The 3823-nt window shown below is 68.5% G+C and carries 4 protein-coding genes; 2 read left to right on the top strand and 2 right to left on the bottom strand.

All coding sequences use genetic code 11. The features are described from left to right. A partial coding sequence (locus tag L995_RS11745; RefSeq protein ID WP_047471876.1) for a peroxiredoxin occupies positions 1-517 on the top strand: 517 nt, incomplete at its 5' end. 18 nt (positions 518-535) lie between these two features. On the opposite strand, the gene L995_RS11740 is transcribed toward L995_RS11745, so the two are convergent. Then, a complete protein-coding gene (locus L995_RS11740; RefSeq protein ID WP_047326464.1) occupies positions 536-910 on the bottom strand; it encodes a DUF779 domain-containing protein in 375 nt (124 codons plus the stop codon). A gap of 67 nt (positions 911-977) precedes the next feature. Continuing rightward, positions 978-2501: an acetaldehyde dehydrogenase ExaC gene (exaC, locus tag L995_RS11735; RefSeq protein ID WP_012207447.1), complete on the bottom strand. Its 1524-nt coding sequence runs from the start codon at positions 2499-2501 to the stop codon at positions 978-980. A gap of 322 nt (positions 2502-2823) precedes the next feature. On the opposite strand from exaC, the gene L995_RS11730 reads away from it, so the two are divergent. Further along, on the top strand, positions 2824-3823 hold a 1000-nt coding region (locus tag L995_RS11730; RefSeq protein WP_047471870.1), incomplete at its 3' end, for a sigma-54-dependent Fis family transcriptional regulator.

Genomic DNA, 3823 nt, shown 5'->3' with positions numbered 1-3823 from the left:
CGCACCCGTGCTGGCGGCGCTGCTGCTGTCGCCGCTGGCCCAGGCAGCGCTCAAGGTGGGCGACACCGCGCCGCGCTTCACCACGCCGGCCGCGGTGGCGGGCAAGGCCTTCGATTTCGACATGGCCGCCACCCTCAGGAAGGGGCCGGTGGTGCTGTATTTCTTCCCCAAGGCCTTCACCCAGGGCTGCACCATGGAAGCCCACGCCTTTGCCGAGGCCACGCCGCGTTTCGCGGCCATGGGCGCCACGGTGGTGGGCATGTCGCATGACGACATCGATACGCTCAAGCGCTTTTCCACCGAGGCCTGCCGCGACCAGTTCGCCGTGGCATCGGACCCGCAGGCGCAGACCATCCGCGCCTACGACGCCTCGGCCGCCGCCAACCCCCAGCGCGCCGACCGCATCTCCTACGTGATCGGGCAGGACGGCAAGGTCCGCTTCGTGCACATGGGCTCGGACCCGGACGAGCATGTGCGCCAGACCGAGGCCGCGGTCAAGCGGCTGACCGGAAAGTAGCCCGCCGCGCGGCCCCTGTCAGGGGCCGTTGCCCTCGCCGGCCAGGATCTCGGCGTATTCCTCGTCCGTGAACAGCCTGGAGCGTGTGTGGAAGGCCTTGCCCGTGCTGCCCTCCAGCGAGAAGGTGCCGCCCTGGCCCTCGATCACGTCCAGGATGAGCTGGGTGTGCTTCCAGTATTCATACTGCGACTTGCCGATATAGAAGGGCGCGCCGCCCACCTGGCCCAGCAGCACGTCCTGGGCGCCTATCGTCAGCTCGCCGGGCAGATAGCAGTTGGCGGCGCTGTTGTCGCAGCAGCCGCCGGACTGGTGGAAGAACACCGGCCCGTGCTGCGCCTGCAGGTCGGCGATCAGCGCCAGTGCGGCCTCGGTGGCAATCACTTTGTCAACCATGGGTTGGTCCTTTCCTGGGCGGCCGGCCGCGCTGTGCGCCGCCGGCCGCATTCACCTGGGAAGAACTTCAGAAGAAGCCCAGCTTGTTCTCGCTGTAGCTGACCAGCAGGTTCTTGGTCTGCTGGTAGTGGTCCAGCATCATCTTGTGGGTTTCGCGGCCGATGCCCGATTCCTTGTAGCCGCCGAAGGCCGCGTGCGCCGGATAGGCGTGGTAGCAGTTGGTCCACACGCGCCCGGCCTTGATGGCGCGGCCCATGCGGTAGGCCACGTTGCCGTTGCGGCTCCACACGCCTGCGCCCAGGCCGTAGAGCGTGTCGTTGGCAATGGCCAGGGCCTCGGCCTCATCCTTGAAGGTGGTCACGGCCAGCACGGGGCCGAAGATTTCCTCCTGGAAGATGCGCATCTTGTTGTGGCCCTTGAACAGCGTGGGCTGCACGTAGTAGCCGCCTTCCAGGTCGCCGCCCAGATGGGCCTGGCCTCCGCCGGCCAGCACCTCGGCGCCCTCCTGCTTGCCCAGGTCCAGGTACGACAGGATCTTGGTGAGCTGCTCCTTGGACGCCTGCGCGCCCATCATGCTGTCGGTGTCCAGCGGGTTGGCATGCCGGATGGCGGCCACGCGCTGGAGCACGCGCTCCATGAAGCGGTCGTAGATGCTTTCGTGGATCAGCGCGCGGCTGGGGCAGGTGCAGACCTCGCCCTGGTTGAAGGCGAACAGCACCAGCCCTTCGACGGCCTTGTCGAGGAAGGCATCGTCCTTGTCCATCACATCGGCGAAGAAGATGTTGGGCGACTTGCCGCCCAGCTCCAGCGTGGCCGGGATCAGGTTGTTGGCGGCGGCCTGGGCGATCACGCGGCCCGTGGAGGTGGAGCCCGTGAAGGCGATCTTGGCGATGCGCTTGCTGGTGGCCAGCGGCATGCCGGCCTCGCGGCCGAAGCCGTTGACGATGTTGAGCACGCCGGGCGGCAGCAGGTCGGCAATGAGCTCGGCCAGGATCAGGATGCTGATGGGCGTGGACTCGGCCGGCTTGAGCACCACGCAGTTGCCTGCGCCCAGCGCGGGCGCCAGCTTCCAGGCCGCCATGAGGATGGGGAAGTTCCAGGGAATGATCTGGCCCACCACGCCCAGCGGCTCCTGGATGTGATAGGCCACCGTGGTCTCGTCGATATGGCTGAGCGCGCCTTCCTGGGCGCGCACGCAGCCCGCGAAATAGCGGAAATGGTCCACGGTCAGCGGGATGTCGGCATTCAGCGTCTCGCGGATGGCCTTGCCGTTGTCCACGGTCTCGGCATAGGCGAGCAGCTCCAGGTTGGCCTCGATGCGGTCGGCGATCTTCAGCAGGACGTTCGCACGCTCGGCCGCGCTGGTGCGGCCCCAGGCGTCGCTGGCGGCATGGGCGGCGTCCAGCGCCAGTTCGATGTCTTCGGCCGTGGAGCGCGCGGCGCGGGTGTAGACCTTGCCGCTGATGGGGGTGACCACGTCGAAGTACTGCTCCTTGACCGGAGGTACGAACCTGCCGCCGATGAAGTTGTCGTAGCGGGCCTTGTAGGCGATCTTGGCGCCAGCGGCGCCGGGTGCTGCGTAGACGGTCATGCTGCTTGTCTCCTGAGGATGCTTATGGGTCTGTTGTGATCGGGTGTGGATCGGGATATCCGGCCATGGCCGGACGGCAGACATGATTCAAAAGCCGTGCCAGCCCGCAGGCCGCACGGCAGGTGCCCGCAAAGGCCCGCGGGACGTGGCTGCTGCGGGTATTCCCGTGCGCGTTCGCCCTGTGCCGTGACGTTGCGCAACAGGACAACTGTCCAGAAATGGAACAGTCGGGCGCCTGACCCGCCACTTGGCTTGCCCGGTGCCCGCCGGCCCCGCATACTGGCCCGCAACGCGGCGCAATGACGCCCGAGCAGGAGACAGCATGCAATCGAGAGCCTCCCTTGTGGCCTTGCGCCAGGCCCGTCACAGCCTGATGGAGTCGGGCCGCTGCCCCAGCGGCCTGGTGGACGAGCGCCTGGCGCGCTCGTGGCAGCGCTGCATCGAGCAGGGACTGCGTCCCACCGGGCGCCTGGGCGCCGCCGACAACCTGGAGCAGCATGCGCTGGGCGTGCTGCGCAGCCGCCACCATGCGCTGCTGGCGCATTCACGGCCCGTCATGGAATACCTGTCCGAGCAGGTGCGCGGCAGCCAGAGCGTGGTGGTGCTGGCCGGCCCCTGCGGCACCCTGGTGGATACCTGCGGCGACCCTTTCTTTCTGGGCAAGGCCGAGCGCGTGGCCCTGGCCAGCGGTGCGTCCTGGCATGAGGCGCAGCGCGGCACCAATGCCATCGGCACGGCACTGGCCGAGATGGACTCCATCGAAATCCAGGGCGGCGAGCATTTCCTGGAGCGCAACGGCTTTCTCACCTGCGCGGCCGCGCCCATCCTGTCGGGCACGGGCCAGCTGCTGGGCATCCTGGACATCTCCAGCGAATATGGCCGGGGCAGCCCGCACACGCTGGGCCTGGTCGGCACGGCGGCCCGCATGATCGAAAACCGCCTCATGGCCTGCGACGGCCAGCGCCACATCCGCCTGCACCTGCACGCGCGGCCCGAAGGCATTGGCACGGTGGGCGAAGGCATTGCGCTGATCTCGGGCGACGGCTGGGTGGTGGGTGCCAACCGCGCCGCTCTGGCCTTGCTGCGCCTGTCGCACGCGCAGCTGGGCAGCGTGGCGCTGGACCAGGTGCTGGACGCCAGCCTGCAGGAGCTGCTGTCACGCCAGCACCGCCAGCCCGATGCGGCCCAGCCGCTGCGGCGCCATGACGGCACGGCGCTGTTCGGCCAGCTGGTGCCGGACCGGCGCACCATCATGGCGGGGGCGGCGGCGCAGACAGTGCAGGAGGCGCTGGGAGCGCGGCAAGCGGGGGAAACACGGCAGG

This window comes from Delftia sp. ZNC0008 (genome assembly GCF_000799035.1).
Classification (GTDB): domain Bacteria; phylum Pseudomonadota; class Gammaproteobacteria; order Burkholderiales; family Burkholderiaceae_C; genus Comamonas; species Comamonas tsuruhatensis.
The sequence above is the reverse complement of the archived record's forward strand: the minus strand, read 5'-3'. Positions and strand labels throughout refer to the sequence as shown.